Source organism: Bacillus sp. FSL H8-0492, from assembly GCF_038006145.1.
Lineage (GTDB): Bacteria > Bacillota > Bacilli > Bacillales > Bacillaceae_G > Bacillus_A > Bacillus_A mycoides.
Genome location: NZ_JBBOUP010000001.1, coordinates 1,889,609 through 1,907,598, shown reverse-complemented (window position 1 = coordinate 1,907,598; position 17,990 = coordinate 1,889,609). Strand labels below are relative to the sequence as shown.

Below are 17,990 nucleotides of genomic sequence, written 5' to 3'. Positions count from 1 at the left end.
ATGCAAGTAAGCTTGCATATGAGTCGTAGCATAGAGAATGAATCTAACTAATCTGTTGGTGTAGTGATTGGCAAGGTGACAATGAAGGTCGTTCCTTGACCAAGTTCACTTTTCACTCGGATGTCACCTTGATGAAGCGACACGATCTGTTTAACGATAGCGAGTCCCATACCACTTCCGTCATACTTACGACTGTGGGAACGATCGGCCTTAAAAAAACGATCGAATATACGCTTCTGGTCGTCAAGGTGAATACCAATACCAGTGTCGGATATTAGGATTGTCACGTTTTTGATATCTTGTTTGATGCTTACGTTAATCACGCCGGCATCCTCGGAAAATTTGATGCTATTTCTGAGGATATTCGTCCATACCTGATTTAACAGGTCATGATCAGCCGTTACTTTAACTGTCTGTAAATCAAGCTCGAAATGTATATCGCGAGCAGACCATTGTGGCTGGAGCGCCACGATTATCCGTCGGATTTGTTCATCGAGGCTGAGCGTGACGAGCCGCAGTTGCTTTGACTACGATTCAAGAAAACTCAGCTTTAGCAGGTTATCGCTCATTTTGGACATCCTTTTCGCTTCAGCGATGATAATATCAAGATAACGGCTTCGTTCGTATTCTGAAAGGTCAACTTGCTTAAGCACTAGAGCATAACCGGATATCGAAGTGAGCGGAGACTGAACCTCGTGCGACACGTTCGTTACGAATTCCCTGCGCATCCGCTCAAGTTGCTGCAGATCGTGCATCATTTCTTCGAAGCTACGAGCCAAAGTACCCAGCTCACTCGTTTGCTTAATATTCAACTTGACGTTGAAATCTCCAGATGCTATCCGCTTGGTCGCTTTTGTCAGCTTTTTTATCGGTCTTACCAGGAATACAGAGGCAACTAGAATCAATAAGCTTCCTGCAATCAACGAACATGTTGCAAAGACCAATGCCCATTTTGTGACAAAAGAGGCTGAAGGAGGGGCGAGCGCTTCCAAAAATATCGCTTTCGTTCCCATTTCCGTTTTCAACGGCAACCCTAAGAGGACCGTGGCAATACCATTAGGAGTGTCCTGAACAACACCTCCATCTAATACTTTCTTTAGTTGCTCCATCGTCACAGGCGCAGGTTTGTGTCCGTGAAGTTTACCGTAAGACTTGAACTGACCCGTTGCTTCGTAAATTCGAATATAATAAGAATCGAGCTGCTTCATTTCACTTACGAACAAGTCCGCTTCATGTAACGGAAAGGTCTTGTAAATCCGGACGATGTCTTGGCCAAAGTTACGTAAGTTGATTTGAGCGTTTTCGTTCAATTTATCTTCGAATATCCAAGTTGACACCAAAAAAGAAATGATCGTGCCCCCGATGATGGAGACTAAAAATGTCAGGACAACACGTATATATAAGGATCTGATCATTCATAAACCTCAAGCCGATACCCAAGCCCGCGCACCGTTTCGATCCGAAAATCGGGTGTTGTCGCGAACCGTTCACGCAGCCGTTTAATATGTACGTCTACCGTTCGATCATCTCCGGCGTAATCGATACCCCAAATCTGATCGATCAACTGCACGCGCGTATAGACTTGTCCGGGTGTTCCAGCGAGCTTATACAGCAATTCGAACTCCTTTAGCGGCAACGTAAGCGACTCCGTCCCTTTCATCACCTTATAGGTCTGTCGATCAAGGATGACGTTCCCTAAATGGATCGTCTGCGTGGAGCCAATCTTGTATCGTTTGAGTAGTGCCCTAACACGAACCGTCAACTCTAACGGATCGAATGGTTTGGTTAAATAATCGTCCGTCCCAAGTTCGAAACCTTTCACTTTCTCCCATGTTTCTCCTCTCGCAGTCAGCATAAGTAAAGGTAGATCAGGATTGGCTCTTCGGAGCTCCTTGCTTAACGTCCAACCATCCATAATCGGCATCATAATGTCAAGTACGACAAGATCGACATTCGTTGAGATGTAGACGGCCAGTGCTTCCTTGCCGTCCGCTGCTTCAGCTGTTGCGAATCCGTCGTTGCGTAGAAATAAACAGACGAGTTCGCGAATGTTCGCATCGTCGTCAGCAACTAGTATAGTAGGCATCGGTTCCCTCTTTTCCCTGTTTTCCACCGCATTATTTCAAGCAATCATTATACTATAAATTAACACGTATGTTGATTAACCAAAGTAATACAGTTTCTTGATTTATCGACCTGTAGAATTCAAGTGTTTCTTTCAAACTAATTTGTCACTCAATTGACGAGGCTTCACAAAGAAACAGGCGTGTGAAACCTGCAAATGACAAGCGTTTATTTTGTCTTTTGGCCTTGTGCACGAAGAAATTTCAGCAAAGCATAGGCAATTATAGCTGTGAATAACTGATTGAACAAAGCATTGGATGTTGTGCCAAACAATACGGGAACGTTCAAATTCAGCTAAATCCAGCGGAAAAATGATTCAATTGCCCAGCGCTATTTGTACATGGCGGCGATTCCTTCGGACAGATAGATTGGTAGAACGCATATTCCCCAAACTACTCCAGTAATTACACCATCTGAAATAATACGTCCCATACCCACTAATTATTTTTCATCAAATGCGTAAATGGCGTATCAACTTTGATTGCACATTCGTTCCAAATCATTACTTGTTAATTTAAGTGAATTCCACCATAAAGATTCATATAGGTTTAGTAATTAGCCAAAGTTATTAGGGTGTTCTGTCGTATATTTTATATATTATCATATAATTACCTCCTGATTTTTGTATATTATAGTTCTACATCAACACATAATATATAACTTTTTCTCATTGCTTATTGAACTAATCTGCTCCGTTCAAGAAGAACCCTATCAGTTTAAATAACTCAGATTTTGGCAAAATTAAGTTGATTCAAATGATACCCACCTTTTAGTAATCTCAGAAAATTTCTTAGTCGCGAGTGAGGTTGGTTTTCTTATAGCTAATCCAATAGTTCGATAGCTATCACTTTCAAGTGGAATTGCTGCAAAAGAAATTTTTGATGTCGGTATAATCATTTCTGGCAATATACTAATTCCTAGATTATTCTCCACCATGGAGATCACTGAGTATTCATTCATATTTTCGAATCGAATATTGGGGCTAACTTTATTCTCCCTAAATATTTTTTGAATATCATCATAACACTGATATGTTGGCATAATAAAAGGTACATTTTCTATTTGTTGCATTGATACTTGGTTTTCCTTACATAATGGGGATTGGTTAGATACAACACATAAAAGTCGATCCCTCTTCAATTGTACGATTTCAAAGGATTTTTCAAAGGATTCAAAGTAAGTATCATTATTAATAAATCCACAATCTAATCTCCCGTTTTGTAACCAATTCTCAACTTCAGCATAGTTTCCTTCCAGTAATTCGATTTCAATATTTGGAAACTTTTCCTCCATTTTTTTAAGAATACCAGGAATCCAGTTTTTAGAAATACTCGAAAAAACCCCCACTCTTACTGTTCCTTTTTGGAACCCATTGATAGCGGCTACTTCCTGCTTCAGCATGTTGTTATAGTATAAAATTTTCCGAACGGTAATTAAAAGCTCCTCTGCATTTTTGGTCAATGTTAAAGTAGAGTGATTACGAATAAATAAAGGAAAGGACAACTCTTTTTCCAAACTGCTAATTGCATGACTTACAGCAGATTGGGTGAAACCTAACACTTCTGCAGCTTTTGTAAAACTATTGAGTTCTGCCACTTTGTTAAATATTTCATATTTTGTTAAAGTCACTATGGTCCTCCTCATGAATTTTATTCATGTCTCCATTATATTTCTTCGTTTTATTTAATGCCATTACCAACATACAATAAGTGCATGCTCTATTATATGACCCTTGACAAGGGATGTATTTTTTATGGAAGGATGAAGTGAAATGCAAAAAATTTTAGTTACAGGTGCTGCAGGTAAGATTGGCCAAGATGTTACAAGATTCCTAGATAAGCAAGGGAATTACCAGTTACGGCTAGCAGATATTAACTTATCTGCTTTAGAAACTTTTAAAGATACAAATCATGAAATCATATATTTAGATGTTTCTGATTTAGCTGCTTGTCAAGAATTTACGAAAGGTATAGATATAGTTATACACTTGGCAGGTAACCCTTCGCCAAATGCTGATTTTTATGGCTCCTTATTAGAAAATCATATAAAGGGAACCTATAATATTTTTAGAGCTGCTAGTGATAATAATGTATCCAAAGTGATAGTTGCTTCCAGTGCTCAAACAATTGAAGGCTATCCTTTGGATTATCAACCACATGCTTATTCACCCACGAGGCCCAAAAATATGTACGGGGTAAGTAAGTGTTTTGCAGAGGCTGTTGCTTCTTATTTTGCTTATGAAGAAGGGTTACAAAGTCTTGCTATTCGTATAGGTGCATATGATGATTATAATCCATATGGTAAACCACTAACAGCTAGAGATATGAGTGCATACTTAAGCCCAGAAGATTTTATGGACCTTCTCTTAAAGTCGATGACGGCAAAGAACTTACCTCCATTTTCAATTTTACATGGTGTATCTAACAACAGGTTTAAACGAATTGATATTGAAGGAACAAGAAAGTTAGTTGGTTATAGCCCAAGTTCTGATGCTTTTGTACTAAGTGGTATTAAGTTTTTTGATTCTTGATAAAGGCATATCTAGAAAAGAGATTATATTATTGTTATTTAGCTTTTATTTGTTCTATTTTCAATAGCTACAGTTTCTATAATCATAAATATTCCAATTTTCCCAGATAGAGCACACTATTCTTCTGTCTCATTTGTAGAACAACTCTATTGTCACCACTAGTTCCACAGATGTTCTTTTCCTTTTCAACATAATGGGGTAGCACCATCAAAACGCGAATTTCGTACGCTAAGCAAAATTTCATAAGAAAAAGCCGATTTCCGGTACTCTAAGAGAATAATTGGCTTTTTACTGTTAAGTTGTTTGTAGTGATCGTAGGGAGTCTATTGATGCAATTTCTTTTATACTAAATCGGTATTTTCCTAGAATATTAATGTGTTCCCATTCTAATGGAGAAATATATTTCAATAATTCTTCATTAAGATGGGAATTACATAACTCAACTTTCGCACCTATAAAATAAGCGGGGAGATTTAGCTATATTGAATTTAGAGTCTATCAATTGTGTACTGTACAACTTGAGTAAAATGAAAAACACCTCAATCCTTGGTATAGTGAGATTACCTAGAAATCACTACCACAGAAGAGGTGCCTTAACTACAATAGCTCAAAATAACCAATATCATCAACTACCAAAAGAACTTAATTCTATTTTTTCCGAGCTTGAAATGAAGATCCAGCTAAGGATGCAGTCTATCGCTTCTTATAAACGGTGCCAATGTTCAATTGGCGCCCTTTCCTGCTGCTGTTTAGTATGAATGCGATTAAAAAAGTAACTCGGCTTACGAAAAAAAATGCTCCAAAGTGTTGATTGTGCTTATCATCGTAACTGCAGTAAAAAGTTGAATTGCTAGCACACTATTTTGAAACCTTGGTTAACTATTCCAACTTTGAAGTATTTCCTGTTTTTAATCAATGAGTAAGGGGCAAAATTCAAAGTATATGGTGGCACTATTTGTACTTTGTCCTGTAATCTTTGCTCATCGAATAAACCTAGAGCTATCACTCATGCCTTCAGTTGAACACCCTGATGACTGAGCTAAGATAAATTATGGATGAAGTGCCCGTGCCATCGCATCAAAATAATTCTGACTGGCACGCTGACTTACTACGGCTTCAGGAACAAATACTTCAAAACAATGGAAGCAACCGGGGTAGAGGTGAAATTCAACGTCTACTCCTGCTTGTGCAAGTCGTGTTACATATTCAATGGTTTCATCTCGAAATAAATCGAGTTGACCTACACATGTATAAGTTGGCGGTAGCCCTGCTAAGTTTTCCGCTCTCGAAGGTACGGCATAGGGAGATAGTTCGTTGGAATCTTTCTCCTTGCCCAAGTACATACTCCAAGCCGCCAAATTGTTTGCTCTATTCCATGTTGCGTGGTCTTCTGTAATCTCATAGCTTGATGGTGTTATGTTGCGGTTGTCAAGCATCGGATACAGCGGCATCTGGAATATAATAGATGGACCTCCTTTATCCCGAGCCATTAACGCAAGCGCTGCTGTTAGTCCACCGCCTCCACTTGCACCGGCGATCGCAACTCGATTCACATCAATGCCCAGCGAGTCTGCCTCATTTGTCATCCAAACCAAGCCTGCATAACAATCTTCGATAGCCGCTGGATAAGGATGTTCGGGAGCAAGTCGATAATCGACAGACACAACAACACATTTAGCAGTCTGAACAAAGCGTTCACACAAAACATCGTCCATATCGGGGTGTCCCATTACATATCCACCACCGTGAATCCACAGCATAGCTGGAAGTTTATCAAGATTGTTCTCAACTGGTTCGTAAACTTTAACTAACATCTCGCCGGCAGCGCGAGGAATCATTCGCTTGGTCATGTGTACAAGTTCTGATTTTTCCAAATGTGGATTCGACAAGAGACTTCGACTCGACTCTAAATTCTCCTCTAATTGAAAGCCTGGAAATTGTGAGAAAGCCTGTTTTAATTCTGGTAATACTCGACTGTCAATTTTCATATAAATTCCTCCAGGTAAATAATGAGACTTGATTCAATTCTTATGGAATGATTAACGGAATAGATGTGTCTCCTGTTCTCCTTCAGCTTCCCATTTGGCAATTTCCTCTCGTACACGAGGGGCAACTTCTGTTCCAAGCAATTCTATGGCACGCATGACTTGATCATGTGGCATAGTACTTAATGGTACATACATCATAAAGCGTGTAATCCCTACATGCTTACGAAGATGTATGATTTTTTCGGCGACTGTATCTGGATCACCAACATACAACGCCCCTTCAAAACTTCGTGCAGCATCAAAGCTGGAACGATCATAATAAGGCCACCCCCGCTCTTTACCAAGTTTATTCATGCCTGCCTGAGTGGAAGGGAAAAATGTATCTGCTGCTAATTCCGTATTCTCTCCAACAAATCCAATTGAATGAGATCCCACCTGAAGTTTTGATACATCATGACCAGCGTGAGCCGCCGCTTTCTTATATAGCTGTACAATTCGTGCAAAGTGCATTGGGCTACCACCAATAATCGCCAGCATAAGTGGTAATCCCAGAAAACCGGCACGGATAGCAGATTCCTGATTCCCACCGCTACCAACCCATATCGGTAAAGGATTTTGAACAGGTCTTGGATACACACCTAAATTATTGATTGCTGGTCGATGTCCGCCTTCCCAAGTCACTTTTTCGGACTGACGTATTTTGAGCAGTAGGTCCAAATGTTCTTCAAACAGTTCTTCATAGTCCTTCAAGTTATAGCCAAACAATGGAAAAGATTCGATAAAAGAACCACGACCCGCCATAATCTCTGCGCGTCCATTTGAAATGCCATCCAGTGTAGAAAAATCCTGAAAAACGCGCACAGGATCAGCTGAAGAAAGCACAGTTACTGCACTCGCGAGCCGTATCTTTTTCGTTTGTGGTGCCGCCGCTGATAGAACCATCGCTGGAGAGGATGCTGCATAATCCTTCCTATGGTGCTCACCAACACCAAACACATCAAGTCCTACTTGATCAGCAAGAACGATTTCTTCAACAACTTCACGCAATCGCTGTGCGTGACTTATCACTTCACCACTATGTACATCTGGTTTCGTTTCTACAAAAGACGTAATACCTATTTCCATTTGTCATCTCTCCTAGTTCAATTAGATTTTAAGTCAAAAAAATTAATCATTTCCTTTATGGTAGTAACGTGTTTCTCATATTGACTAACACACGTTTATTTCATGAAATCTTAACTCGTCTGGTCATAGCCCAAAAAAGAAGAGCGAAAGCACTGACAGAGGCTCCGAGTAAGGAAACCCCTCCCCAGCCAAAGTGTGCGTATATTTGAGTCGAAGCAATTGAACCACCAGCACTGCCGATAGAATAAAACACCATATATCCAGCAGTAAGTCGACTCCGTGCTTCTGTATGCAATGGAAGGATCATGGTTTGATTCGTGACATGTATTGCCTGTACGGCCAAATCAAGTAGAACTATCCCTGTCACTAACGCGATTAATGACTGCTCTATATAACTGATGAATAACCATGAAATCAATAATAGAGCTAAAGCAATACCTGTCGTTCGTTGTCCGTAACCTTGATCGGCCAATTTCCCTGCCCGTGCCGCAGCTAAGGCTCCAGCCACACCTACAAGACCGAATGCGCCAATTGCACTATGAGATAGAGCAATTGGAGGTGTACTAAGTGGCAGTACTAGTGAAGTCCACAAAATGCTGAAATCAGCAAAAATCAGCATGGCTAGAACAGAGCGAACGCGTAACGTTCGTTCTTGAATAAACAAAGCAAGCACCGATCTAATCAACTGAGGGTAAGATAGCGATTTTACCTCGCGCTCAACATTGGGCAACATCTTTATAAACATAAAAACCATCAAAAGCATGAGCGCAGCAGAAAATAGATATACAGAACGCCATCCCGCAACATCTGTTAATATACCAGCAAAAGTACGTGCAAGAAGTATGCCAATAACAATCCCACTTGTTACAATGCCAACGACACGTCCTCTTTCTGTAGGGGAAGCGATGGTCGCTGCAAACGCCACGAGAGTCTGTGTCACAACTGCAAGCAGACCCACCAAAGCCATACCTGCGAAAAGTACCATGCTGGAGGCAGCAGTACCAACTATAACCAGAGCTGTTGTAGATAATAGCATCTGACCGACAATTAGACGTCGCTGGTTTAGCAAATCTCCAAGCGGTACGAGTAGCAGTAAGCCCACTCCATAAAAAATTTGTGTAACGGTAATAACAATACCAATAATGGAATGGTTAATACTAAACTCATTAGATAGTTGATCAAGCAACGGCTGTGCAAAGTAAATATTGGCAACAGACATTCCACAGGCAGTCGCAAACAATAATGCCAAAGCGTGAGACATGGATGGCTGTTGATTCAAATTAGGTTTTGTTATGGAAGATTTATGACTTATCTTAGTGTAGAGTGGATCATCTTCTATATTTGTCTCTGTTTTAAACATACCTTAACCTCCAATCACATTAGATTTTTGATCATAACGTACCGTTCAGTACAATATGATTACTGGTAAATATAACTTAGCCTTATTCATGATGTCAATGATTTTTTTGCACTAAAGTTAATATTTCATTAAATGAATGGAGCTTGATTTGACAGGAAGAATGGCTAATTATATAATAATTACATACTGTTTGGTAATAAAAACAACAATTGTAATTACCTACACACCTATCCTAAAACAATTAATAAAATCAAAGTTTGAGAAGGAGAATTCTTAATGGCAAGAACCCGTGAATTTGATGAGGATCAAGTTTTAGATGCAGCAATGCAGTTATTTTGGGAGAAGGGATATGAGGCTACCTCATTAAGTGATCTTACTTCTAGAATGGGCATTCAACGCCCTAGTATTTATTCCACTTTTGGAGATAAGAAAGAATTGTTTGAAGCCGCACTTCGCAGGTATACAATGTCTCGGGCCTCTGATATACGAAATAGGCTTCAAAGTCACTCCTCTGTAAAAGAGGCATTTTCTATTTTCTTTGCCGATGTCGTCAATGAAGAATACGCAGGGGATCTTAGTAAAGGTTGTTTTTGTATCAATACAATGGTTGAACTAGCACCTCATGATGAGAGATTTGAAATTTTGACCAGAGAACATCAAATGTACCTCGCCGTCATTTTTCAGGAGACGATCGAACGAGGAATTCAATCAGGTGAGCTGGAAGTCAACACAGATGCAAAGTCTTTGGCACAGGCACTGATTGTATCGTTAATCGGTCTAACGGTTATGATGAAATCTCGCCCCCAACGTTCATTTGTGGACAATGTAATAGCAGCGACGCTCACATTACTTAAGTGACATGATTGTATTTAAAAGTACGAAAACCATAACTTTATAGGGGTAACGTCAAATCTCCATCAAGCTACAATTTTATAGTACCCCCAGAACGAAATTTTGTGCTAACTTGTAACAAAAATGCTCATTTTTTCATTTCGGGGTAATTCTGAATTCTTAAGTTGATGGGTATGGGGAGCACCACATGCCCATCGACTCAAAATCTCATACCACCACCCTACAGTAATTTCCTTTCGTTTTATTTTATCTGAACGTAGTGTGTAGCAGACTATGAATATTATACTTATGTAAAAAAAGGCTAACAATTCAAGATTGTTAGCCTTAATCGCGCCTTTTAAAAAATAACTCAATATAACAAATGATCGATTCTTCAACTTGCACTATATTCTCCTTTTATTACAAAAAACGAACCCCGAATTGTTCCAGCAAGTTTAGACTTCTGCCTAGCAAACTTAAACTTCTCTACTAACTCCGTTGGTATCTCCATTCCCTCAGAAAGCTTAAATCCAACGGCCCGCTTCTTTGGGCTATCCAACGTATACATAACGTTGACTGCAAGACCATCCTCATAGAAGACATAGGCAAATTTAATATTTTCCACTTGAAAACACGATGTTTCTAAAGGTTTTGCCGCAAACTCAATATCACGTTCTTCTTTCAAAATGCGGTTCACATAATCAAGAGTCTTCTCGCTTTCACTAGCTGGTACAACCGTAAATTCATGCTTGTATTTATTCATAAAGTAACGTGCTTCATGGGCACGTAAACCAGCAAGTGCTTCTGCTACAGGTGAAGACTCCATGCCAGCTGTAGTTACGTTTTTAAAATCAACTATATCGGACAATTCCATCTCTCCTTTTAACACTTTACTTCCTAACAACTGGAATCCATATTTCACCAAATACTAAGCCGTTTCGCTGCCCCATCTCAACTGTTGTATTTGGCCCACCAACATAGGCAAAATCTTTTACTTCTGCTAATGCTTGACCAAATGCAATACCAGTAAGCTTATTACTTAGCTCCTCAGCTGTATTGCCTTCCCCTTTAACTACTAGGTATTCTCCCCTCGGAAACTGGATAACTCTAGATTCTTCTTGTATCGTTGCCTCTGTCATGACACCAGCGTAATACATCATCTTGTTATTCACCGCTTCACTCACAGAAAAAATGTAATCATTTGTAGCTAAAGCTTTTAAAGTGTCCAACCTTCCATCTTGTTCGACGGCCAGCCAAAAGTCTGCCTTTTCCTTGTTTATGCCCGCAAAGTCTGTATAGTGGCTCTTAAGTTCAGTTCCAATACCTAACACGATAAAGCTATCTTTTTCTTCTATTGTATAATTTTTCATATTTAAAACCTTCCTCACTTTTAAATTAATCAAACGATTTATCTTTTCACTTGATGAGTTTATAATATCTTTAAATCATGTCAAAAAATGATACTGTTTAGGAGACCACCATGAAAAAAGTTGAACGGATTAATACGATCATGCGCTATATTAACAACCGCTCCCACTTTACAATTTCTGAAATCATACGAGAATTTAACATCTCACGATCGACAGCAATTAGAGACATTAGAGAAATTGAAGCCATGGGGATGCCGCTCGTCGCTGAAGTTGGAAGGGATGGGGGATATTTTGTCATGCATAACTCTATCCTGCCCGTTGTTCGCTTTACTGATAATGAGGTCAAAGCTCTTTTTATTGCCTTTATGGCCACAAGAAATCAACAACTTCCCTATCTAAAGAGTCGTCAGTCTTTAGCCGAAAAACTACTAGGACTCATCTCAGAAATCCAGCAGGATGACCTTGTTCTTTTAAATCAAATCTTTCTTTTTGAAGGGACTAACCCTCATAATCCTGACCTACTTGAGCTTTCTGACCTCCCCCATCCTATGTTAGAAAAACTCATCCAAATCCTTCTTTTAGATAGCCATTTATTGATTACCGTAAAAGAAGAGGAGGAAACCAAGTCTTATCCAATTTATCTACTGCACCTTTATCAAGAAAAAAGCCATTGGATAATTGAAGGCTTTGACATAAAAGAAGAAAAAAAGAAGATGTTTCTTGTCGATCATCTCATTAATGTCGAAACCTATACGACGAAAACTAGATTAAGTAAGAAAAAAATTTCAGAAAAACTAAGTAAGAAGGACGAAGCAATCAACCTTGTACTTGAACTTGGTCCAAAAGCGATTACCCAGTTCAAAAAATACCATCCTATAAAAATTTCTATTTCCTATACAAATCCTTACCAATCCACAGCCATTCTAAAAACTTTTATCAATGTTAACAATCTCGATGAATTGATAGAAATAACAAATTGGCTACTTTTCCTAGGTAAAGATATCAAAATCAGGGAAGTTCCTGAAGAAGTGTTAGAAGGTTTAAAAGAGAGATTATGTTTATACTGCCCATAAGCAGTGGCCAGTTAAACCCAAAATAATATTGAGTTTGACTAGATGTCAGTTACCTCTATTTAAATACCTAGTAAAAACATTTTATTCGCTACCTACTTTAAACGCTCTTCTAAGAATAACGCCAACACAAAAAAAGACATGAACTAATCTTTGTTCATGTCTTTTTATATTAGAGTTTAACCCTCATAAAACAGCTTGTTTAAAATTCGAATATGGACTTATCTTATCCATAATCTCTTTCATTCTTTTTTCATATCCCACTATTTTAGCACTTGAACTAACAATAGCGAATTAGAATAATGACTTAATACTTGCTAGGACAGTAAGTATACCTACAACAATAACAAATACATTGCTCATTTTCCCTTTGTATTTAGCTAGTACTGGTACTTTACTAATCGCATACATCGGTAATAGACATAAGATAGCAGCAACTAATGGACCGCTCAGAGAATCAATAATTCCAAGAATACTTGGATTTGTATAAGCGACAAACCAGCATGTTAATACAACAAAAGTAAGGATCATTGTCTTAATTGTTTTTTCTTCAATAACTTTTCCACGTGTTTTACCGAACTTCATAATCACGTCACGCATTACCTCAAATGCTCCTATATAATGGCCAAGGAAAGACTTTGTAATAGCCACAAAAGCAATGATTGGAGCTGCAATAGTGATTACAGGCGAATTAAGCTCATTAGCAAGATATGAAAGGATTGATAAGTTTTGCTCTTTTGCCATTTTTAAATCCTCTGGAGTCAAACTCAGTGTACTACTCCAAACGAAGAACATAACTACAACGAATGTCATGATATAACAAACTTTTTGTATTTGTGCACATTTAGCATCAGTAGCTTCTATTCCATACGTAGCCTTCTGTTTCACAACAAATGATGAAATCATAGGTGAATGATTAAATGAGAATACGATGATTGGTAAAATCATTAATATCGTTCCAAAATATCCTGTTCCTGTTGAAGCAGTAGAAACACTTGAAAAGCTAAGCATTGACGTATTCCACTGTGGAATTAAAGATATTGCGATGAAAAGTAGAGAAGCTATGAAAGGATATACGAGCATACTCATGATTTTCACAGTAATATCTTGACCAAAATTTAGTATAGCAATAAGGCCGAGCACTAATACAAGAGATAAAATGGCCCTTGGAGGCTCCGGCATGTGCAATTGATGCACGATAAAACTACTTGCGGTATTTGTAAGCGCAACCGAATACATCAATACGATTGTATAAATTGAGCCGAAATATACGATGTTAAAAATGATACTTGCCTTATTTCCGAAATACTCTCTTATTGTGCCTGTAATCCCCTCATCAGCAGAATTAGAAGTGTAAATCATTTTAGCAAGTGCCCTATGTGAGTAATACATAACTGGATATGCAAGCAATGTAATTAGTAGTAATGATAATAAACCACCTGAACCTGCATTAATCGGTAAAAAGAGCACCCCTGCTCCAATTGCTGTTCCAAAAAGGCTCAATGCCCAGGTAGTATCTTGTTTATGCCACTTTTTAGGATCTAGATATTTCTCATTTTTCACTGCAGTATTTTCAGCTTGAAATTCTATTTTTTTTGCAGTATTCCCATTCATATAATAAATCCCCCTTGTATCCTATTTTCACGTCTCTTTTTAGGCTTAAGAATATAGACCATTCTTAAAAAATGAACCGCTTACTTGATGCACCATATTGTAAACGATTCCACCTAAAGCTGTCTCTCTTAATGTGCGAGGCATTTATCCTCCAACCCTATACTTACCATTGATGATATTGTTTACACCAGCTAATACGATATCCGCTGCTGCTAAACTATTTTGAAGAAATCCCCCTTCTGGTCACACACCTTTCTGTAATTAATCGTTTCAGTCTGTCCAATTTTAAAATGTTTGATATTTTCTTCGTAGGTAATCGGTTACCTCTCGACGCCCTCATTATAACGTTTATATTTGCGAGTCTAATATTTTTTTATTTTTAGAAAGACAGAATAAACAGAATTATGAATAGATAATAAATTACAATTGATATGTAGCAATTGTGTCTATTTTTTGAAGCTGTATTAGTTAATAGAAAAATAAACATAATACAGAGTTCCTTTCGTTAACACATTGATTATATTAGGAACTCGTTATAAAGATACTTATATTTCCCTTTGCTTTCACATCTTATCTTTGACATGAAGCTGTTGTAATAAATAATACACATTGATGTAAAGGAATAAATTTAGAAAACATAAAATTATTCTCATGAATTTTTATTACATATAACGAATTAACATTCATTTTTCAGAAAAGAAGAACTTTTCCAAAGGAGCCTATGCACCTTATATAATGGTTATCATGTTAAGCCTGTTAAAAGAATTACACCATAAGTTTCCATTTACTATATGTAATATTTATTAAGTGTAGTTTTTTCTAAATATGCATAATTACATACTTAGAAAAAGAGAGTATACTTTCGAATTGTGTAATAAAGATATAGCCCACCTACGGAAATAGGTGGGCTTTTCATGTATAAAAATTGCATTTATTATATGGCAATTAGAATTGAGGTCAAAATATTATCTCTTCCCTTTTAACTCTCTCAGTCTGCTTTTTCTCAACGTCTGAACCTACTTACGTACCAACTGCATAACCAGTAAGAATACTAACAATTATAGCAATAACTAAGATTAATGTGATTTAAATCCATTTTCCCATATATATATTATTCCAGAAGGTTTAGTTGCCATTGTGCACCGAACTGGTGGTGTTACCCTAACTGACGTTTAAATGCTTTGCCGGCGAAGAAGTAAGCGATAACCATAATGCCCACACACCAAGCAAGTGCAATCCAAATATCGTTGCCAACAGTCCCTTCATATAAGAGGGCACGAATCGCATTCACGATTGAAGTCACAGGCTGGTTTTCAGCGAACGCACGAACAATTTTTGGCATAGTTTCGGTAGGAACAAAGGCCGAACTAATAAAGGGCAGAAAAATTAGTGGGTACGAGTAGGCTGTCGCCCCTTCCATAGACTTCGCTGTCAACCCAGGAATGATAGCCAACCATGTCAGCGCCAGCGTAAACATCCCGAGTATTCCAGCTACCGCGAGCCAATCCAGAATATTAGCACTGGAACGGAAGCCCATTAAGAGCGCAACAAGAATAACCACCACGATAGTAAGCACATTAGCAACAAGTGATGTTAATACGTGAGCCCATAATACCGACGAACGCTTAATAGGCATAGTAATGAAACGTGCCATCAGTCCGCTCTTTACATCCGTAAACAACCGTACGGAAGTGTAAGCGACACCGGATGCGATAGCCATCAGCAAGATTCCCGGCAATAAATAATTGACGTAGTTATCCGTTCCTGTCTTTATGGCGCCACCAAATACGTAGACAAACAACAGCATCATCATAATCGGCGTAATCGCTACCGTAATAATTGTATCTGGACTGCGCATGATGTTGCGCATTAAGCGCCCTAATAATACCCCTGTTTTGCTCTTCATTTACATCTCCTCCTTTTTGCCAATAATCGCAAGGAAAATTTCTTCCAATGTCGGCTGCTTCTCGATATACTCCACTTTTGTTGGCGGGAACATCTCTTTAAGTTCTGTAAGAGTACCAGTCTTAATAATTTTTCCGCCATGCAAGATAGCGATACGGTCCGCCAGTTGTTCGGCTTCCTCGAGGTACTGGGTCGTGAGCAAGATGGTTGTGCCGCCGCCGGCAAGTTCCTTGACGGTATCCCACACTTCAATACGCGCTTCAGGGTCAAGCCCTGTCGTCGGTTCATCGAGAAAAATGACTGCTGGCGTCCCGATCAAGCTCATGGCGATATCAAGCCGGCGCTTCATCCCACCTGAATACTGGTCTGCCCTCTGGTTGGCTGCATCAGTCAGGCTGAATCTTGCAAGCAAATTATCAGCGACTTGAGCAGGACTAGAAACTCCACGCAAATTGGCAATCATTATCAAGTTTTCTCTCCCCGTGAGCATTCCGTCTAAAGCTGCAAACTGCCCTGTCAGACTGATACTTTGACGAACATGATCCGGTTGACGCTGAACGTCAAAACCACAAATACCTACTTCGCCGCCATCTTGCTTCATCAGCGTCGAGAGGATATTGACTATCGTCGTCTTGCCCGCTCCATTTGAGCCCAGCAGTGCGAAAATGGAGCCACGCTGCACTTCAAAATCTACCCCTTTTAACACTTCCTTATCTTTAAAGGATTTTTTTAATCCTTTTACAGAAATCGCTGTATTGGTCATGCTTTTTTCCTCCTTAAAAAATGTTTTGTAAAGATAGACTGCCTACACCCTCTATTTAGTACTACTGATAATCCGTATTACTTAGTACTGATTTAAAAATATAACTGAATAGCAATGGCGTCAATTCACATTTGTAACCAGCTAATCAGTCGGTATTACCTGTTGCATTTATTTTTTTCTCAATTGCTTCATGATACTTTCATTCAAATCTTCACGATACTTGGAAACATAAGTTTTAGCGTTTGCCACTAGTTCGTCAGCAAAGGATGCCACGTCCTCCCCAGTGATTTCTAGCACTTGTCTGCCTTCCGCCGCACCGGCTTCAAACAAATCGATTAGTTCATACTGTATGTGTAGCATATCCATCCCGTTACCAGCTGAGAAATTCCACATGTAGTTTTGAATTTTCTTAAACACAAACTGATAGTCCTCTGGCAGAGCTCCAACCCGTGCCATCATCATTTTGTACTCTTTTTTATCACCAATTAATTTTTTGAACATTTCCAACATATTATTTTTCCTCCTTTTTTATAAAGCAGAACAAGAAACTCCCAAAATATCGGCCGAATATTTAATCTTATGAGGCTAGTTTGACTTCAAGACGTTAATTTTTGATGATACAAAATCCCATTTTCTCCAAAATAATTCAAGCTCCTGACGGCCATCCTCATTTAGTGAATAAAACTTGCGAGGCGGCCCCATGTCTGACGGTTTCTTTTCAATATTCACAAGTTTTTTCTTCTCTAATCGCACAAGGATGGTATAGACCGTTCCTTCCACGACTTCAGTAAACCCAAGATCATTCAGGTGGCGGGTAATCTCATAGCCATAAGTTTCACGGCGGCTAATGATTTCCAGAACACATCCTTCCAACGAACCTTTCAGCATTTCAGTTAAATTTTCCATATTCTTATCCTCCTTTACCCCCTATTCTGTCTGACTTATATTCAGTATCACAGAGTACTAAGGCTAATTTTTAATGAATAGCTTTTGAGAAGCCTCACTATTCAGTATTACTTATTACAACTACATTGTATGACTGAGTAGATGGAATGTCAACTCGATTTTTAAATTTTTTCTTAAATCCGCTTTTGCCTATTGGATACTGAATATATTTTTAAAAACTACACTATTCAGTATTACTCATTACCACTACATTGTATGACTATGTAGATGGAATGTCAACTCGATTTTTAAATTTTTTCTTAAATCCGCTATTATCTATTGGATACTGCCTATTTTCTTCTTAAGAAATCTCACCACATACCTATCCAGCTAAGAAAAGGAAATACCCAAAACAAAAATTCCAT

The 17,990-nt window shown here is 38.6% G+C and carries 15 protein-coding genes and 3 pseudogenes; 3 read left to right on the top strand and 15 right to left on the bottom strand.

Annotated elements, in window-relative coordinates; translation table 11 throughout:
* Positions 1 to 47 precede the first annotated feature (47 nt).
* The 4 genes and pseudogenes from MHH66_RS09710 to MHH66_RS09695 all read right to left on the bottom strand — a co-directional run bounded on the left by MHH66_RS09710 (position 48) and on the right by MHH66_RS09695 (position 3,753).
* Positions 48 to 1,415 (bottom strand): annotated as a pseudogene (locus tag MHH66_RS09710) (sensor histidine kinase).
* Entirely contained in the window at positions 1,412 to 2,086 is a 675-nt protein-coding gene (locus tag MHH66_RS09705; RefSeq protein WP_001142154.1) for a response regulator transcription factor, read from the bottom strand. Before MHH66_RS09705 ends, MHH66_RS09710 begins: the two are co-directional and overlap by 4 nt.
* Positions 2,087 to 2,472: 386 nt before the next feature.
* Positions 2,473 to 2,718: pseudogene (locus tag MHH66_RS09700) on the bottom strand (GNAT family N-acetyltransferase); the annotation flags it as partial.
* A 147-nt stretch (positions 2,719 to 2,865) separates the two neighbouring features.
* Positions 2,866 to 3,753, bottom strand: a complete 888-nt coding sequence (locus tag MHH66_RS09695) for a LysR family transcriptional regulator (protein ID WP_078185531.1) — start codon at positions 3,751 to 3,753, stop codon at positions 2,866 to 2,868.
* A gap of 142 nt (positions 3,754 to 3,895) precedes the next feature.
* Here MHH66_RS09695 and MHH66_RS09690 point away from each other — a divergent pair, with 142 nt between their 5' ends.
* Positions 3,896 to 4,654, top strand: a complete 759-nt coding sequence (locus MHH66_RS09690) for an NAD-dependent epimerase/dehydratase family protein (protein WP_002014092.1) — start codon at positions 3,896 to 3,898, stop codon at positions 4,652 to 4,654.
* Between the two features lie 1,049 nt (positions 4,655 to 5,703).
* Here the strand turns inward: MHH66_RS09690 and MHH66_RS09685 are convergent.
* From MHH66_RS09685 to MHH66_RS09675, 3 genes are all read right to left on the bottom strand, one after another.
* Positions 5,704 to 6,642 (bottom strand): alpha/beta hydrolase, encoded by a 939-nt coding sequence (locus MHH66_RS09685; RefSeq protein ID WP_016095153.1) that lies wholly within the window; start codon positions 6,640 to 6,642, stop codon positions 5,704 to 5,706.
* A 51-nt stretch (positions 6,643 to 6,693) separates the two neighbouring features.
* Positions 6,694 to 7,767: an LLM class flavin-dependent oxidoreductase gene (locus MHH66_RS09680; RefSeq protein ID WP_016091903.1), complete on the bottom strand. Its 1,074-nt coding sequence runs from the start codon at positions 7,765 to 7,767 to the stop codon at positions 6,694 to 6,696.
* A gap of 100 nt (positions 7,768 to 7,867) precedes the next feature.
* Positions 7,868 to 9,127, bottom strand: a complete 1,260-nt coding sequence (locus tag MHH66_RS09675; RefSeq protein ID WP_078185530.1) for an MFS transporter — start codon at positions 9,125 to 9,127, stop codon at positions 7,868 to 7,870.
* 276 nt (positions 9,128 to 9,403) lie between these two features.
* Between MHH66_RS09675 and MHH66_RS09670 the strand changes: the two genes are divergently transcribed.
* Entirely contained in the window at positions 9,404 to 9,985 is a 582-nt protein-coding gene (locus MHH66_RS09670; RefSeq protein WP_063217442.1) for a TetR/AcrR family transcriptional regulator, read from the top strand.
* A gap of 367 nt (positions 9,986 to 10,352) precedes the next feature.
* Here the strand turns inward: MHH66_RS09670 and MHH66_RS09665 are convergent, their stop codons facing one another.
* Positions 10,353 to 10,862: a phage tail protein gene (locus MHH66_RS09665; protein WP_078185529.1), complete on the bottom strand. Its 510-nt coding sequence runs from the start codon at positions 10,860 to 10,862 to the stop codon at positions 10,353 to 10,355.
* Entirely contained in the window at positions 10,849 to 11,328 is a 480-nt protein-coding gene (locus tag MHH66_RS09660; protein ID WP_016091906.1) for a GyrI-like domain-containing protein, read from the bottom strand. Before MHH66_RS09660 ends, MHH66_RS09665 begins: the two co-directional genes overlap by 14 nt.
* Before the next feature lie 110 nt (positions 11,329 to 11,438).
* On the opposite strand from MHH66_RS09660, the gene MHH66_RS09655 reads away from it, so the two are divergent.
* On the top strand, positions 11,439 to 12,401 hold the full coding sequence (locus MHH66_RS09655; RefSeq protein WP_078185528.1) for a helix-turn-helix transcriptional regulator: 963 nt from the start codon (positions 11,439 to 11,441) through the stop codon (positions 12,399 to 12,401).
* Positions 12,402 to 12,692: 291 nt separating this feature from the next.
* On the opposite strand, the gene MHH66_RS09650 is transcribed toward MHH66_RS09655, so the two are convergent.
* The 6 genes and pseudogenes from MHH66_RS09650 to MHH66_RS09625 all read right to left on the bottom strand — a co-directional run bounded on the left by MHH66_RS09650 (position 12,693) and on the right by MHH66_RS09625 (position 17,586).
* The gene (locus tag MHH66_RS09650; protein WP_016100936.1) at positions 12,693 to 14,012 is read right to left on the bottom strand and encodes an aromatic amino acid transport family protein; all 1,320 of its coding nucleotides are present in this window, start codon (positions 14,010 to 14,012) and stop codon (positions 12,693 to 12,695) included.
* Positions 14,013 to 14,159: 147 nt separating this feature from the next.
* A pseudogene (locus tag MHH66_RS09645) lies at positions 14,160 to 14,313 on the bottom strand (L-serine ammonia-lyase, iron-sulfur-dependent, subunit alpha); the annotation flags it as partial.
* Positions 14,314 to 15,168: 855 nt separating this feature from the next.
* Positions 15,169 to 15,918 (bottom strand): ABC transporter permease, encoded by a 750-nt coding sequence (locus MHH66_RS09640; RefSeq protein WP_002014105.1) that lies wholly within the window; start codon positions 15,916 to 15,918, stop codon positions 15,169 to 15,171.
* Positions 15,919 to 16,680 (bottom strand): ABC transporter ATP-binding protein, encoded by a 762-nt coding sequence (locus tag MHH66_RS09635; protein WP_002033389.1) that lies wholly within the window; start codon positions 16,678 to 16,680, stop codon positions 15,919 to 15,921.
* A gap of 168 nt (positions 16,681 to 16,848) precedes the next feature.
* A complete protein-coding gene (locus MHH66_RS09630) occupies positions 16,849 to 17,190 on the bottom strand; it encodes a DUF1048 domain-containing protein (RefSeq protein WP_002014108.1) in 342 nt (113 codons plus the stop codon).
* Positions 17,191 to 17,265: 75 nt separating this feature from the next.
* Positions 17,266 to 17,586: a PadR family transcriptional regulator gene (locus tag MHH66_RS09625; RefSeq protein ID WP_002087595.1), complete on the bottom strand. Its 321-nt coding sequence runs from the start codon at positions 17,584 to 17,586 to the stop codon at positions 17,266 to 17,268.
* Between the last annotated feature and the right edge of the window lie 404 nt (positions 17,587 to 17,990).

What these genes read in the sequence shown, in the direction of transcription:
- MHH66_RS09705 (WP_001142154.1), bottom strand. Translation starts at nt 2,086, where the DNA reads ATGCCTACTATACTAGTTGCTGACGACGATGCGAACATTCGCGAACTC.
- MHH66_RS09690 (WP_002014092.1), top strand. Translation starts at nt 3,896, where the DNA reads ATGCAAAAAATTTTAGTTACAGGTGCTGCAGGTAAGATTGGCCAAGAT.
- MHH66_RS09685 (WP_016095153.1), bottom strand. Translation starts at nt 6,642, where the DNA reads ATGAAAATTGACAGTCGAGTATTACCAGAATTAAAACAGGCTTTCTCA.
- MHH66_RS09680 (WP_016091903.1), bottom strand. Translation starts at nt 7,767, where the DNA reads ATGGAAATAGGTATTACGTCTTTTGTAGAAACGAAACCAGATGTACAT.
- MHH66_RS09675 (WP_078185530.1), bottom strand. Translation starts at nt 9,127, where the DNA reads ATGTTTAAAACAGAGACAAATATAGAAGATGATCCACTCTACACTAAG.
- MHH66_RS09670 (WP_063217442.1), top strand. Translation starts at nt 9,404, where the DNA reads ATGGCAAGAACCCGTGAATTTGATGAGGATCAAGTTTTAGATGCAGCA.
- MHH66_RS09660 (WP_016091906.1), bottom strand. Translation starts at nt 11,328, where the DNA reads ATGAAAAATTATACAATAGAAGAAAAAGATAGCTTTATCGTGTTAGGT.
- MHH66_RS09655 (WP_078185528.1), top strand. Translation starts at nt 11,439, where the DNA reads ATGAAAAAAGTTGAACGGATTAATACGATCATGCGCTATATTAACAAC.
- MHH66_RS09650 (WP_016100936.1), bottom strand. Translation starts at nt 14,012, where the DNA reads ATGAATGGGAATACTGCAAAAAAAATAGAATTTCAAGCTGAAAATACT.
- MHH66_RS09640 (WP_002014105.1), bottom strand. Translation starts at nt 15,918, where the DNA reads ATGAAGAGCAAAACAGGGGTATTATTAGGGCGCTTAATGCGCAACATC.
- MHH66_RS09635 (WP_002033389.1), bottom strand. Translation starts at nt 16,680, where the DNA reads ATGACCAATACAGCGATTTCTGTAAAAGGATTAAAAAAATCCTTTAAA.
- MHH66_RS09630 (WP_002014108.1), bottom strand. Translation starts at nt 17,190, where the DNA reads ATGTTGGAAATGTTCAAAAAATTAATTGGTGATAAAAAAGAGTACAAA.
- MHH66_RS09625 (WP_002087595.1), bottom strand. Translation starts at nt 17,586, where the DNA reads ATGGAAAATTTAACTGAAATGCTGAAAGGTTCGTTGGAAGGATGTGTT.